Genomic DNA, 1,290 nt, shown 5'->3' on the forward strand with positions numbered 1-1,290 from the left:
CTCAGCGGGTCACCATTGAGATCACTGGCGGTAATCGCCACCACCGCACTCTCACCAACCAGCAAGGCCTGATTGCCGATCGGATTCAGTTGCGGCGCCAGATTGCCCAGTGGTTCGCTGACGCTGACGATGAAGGTCTCGCTATCGTTGAGCTGCCCGTCACTGACATTCACCGTGATGCTGTGGTCACCCAAGTCGCCCACGCCGGGAGTCAAGGTGAGGATCGCCGTGCCGTCGCCATTGTCGCTCATGCTGGCGAAGGCCGGCAGGGCGGAGCTGGAGAAGCTCAACAGGTCGCCGTTGGCATCACTGGCAGAGATCAACAGCGCCGCGCTGTCACCCACCAGCAGTGCCTGGTCGCCGATGGACGCCAGCTGTGGTGCATCATTGGGCGATCCATCGTTGGCCACCGTGAATGTGGTCTCGAAGCTCAGTTGACTGCCATCCCTAAGATCCACCAGGCTGCGCAGAGTGTGCGCGCCGTCAGCCAGATCGGTGGTGTCGAAGGGGTTGGCCGCGGAGCTCGGCCCACCTTGCAGGTCGTAGGGGACCTTGCGCTCAGTTTTGAGCACCGAACCCGAACCGTCCAGGTAGAAACGCACCTGTTCGATGCTGCCATCTTCCGGAAGCAACCGTGCGTAGAGGTCGCCGACCACCACGGCCCCACCCAGCAGGATGCTGCCAGCACGATCGGCGGTCTCACTGTAGACCAGCCAGTAGGGTGAGGCAGGCGCCTCACTAACGATGATCTCGAAGCTCTCGCTGTCATCGAGTTCGCCGTCACTGACGCTCACCGTAAGGCTGTGCGTGCCCACATCGGTCGCGCCGGGGGCCAAGATCAGGCTGGCGGTGCCATTGCCGTTGTCATTGAAGCTGGCAAAGGCCGGCAATGCCGAGGTAGAGAAGCTCAGCGGATCACCGTTGGCGTCGCTGGCCACGATTAACAGGGTAGTACTATCCCCCGCTTGCAGGTTCTGGTTGCCGATTACACCAAGCACCGGGGCGACATTGGGCGGCGGTTCGTTGACGATGATATCGAAGGTCTCACTCGCTTCGAGTTCGCCGTCGCTGACGCTCACCGTAAGGCTGTGCGCGCCCACATCGGTCGCGCCGGGGGCCAAGATCAGGCTGGCGGTGCCATTGCCGTTGTCAATGAAACTGGCGAAGGCTGGCAGCAGTGAGCTGGTAAAGCTCAGCGGGTCACCATTGAGATCACTGGCGGTAATCGCCACCACCGCACTCTCACCAACCAGCAAGGCCTGATTGCCGATCGGATTCAGTTGCGGCGCC

Annotated in this window: 1 protein-coding gene; it reads right to left on the bottom strand. The window is 61.9% G+C overall.

Annotated elements, in window-relative coordinates:
* Positions 1 to 1,290: cadherin-like domain-containing protein (locus tag Ga0074115_RS16505; RefSeq protein WP_198295084.1), on the bottom strand; the 1,290-nt coding region annotated here is incomplete at both ends.

Origin of the sequence: endosymbiont of Ridgeia piscesae, from assembly GCF_001443665.1 — a bacterium.
Classification (GTDB): Bacteria; Pseudomonadota; Gammaproteobacteria; order Chromatiales; family Chromatiaceae; genus Endoriftia; species Endoriftia persephonae.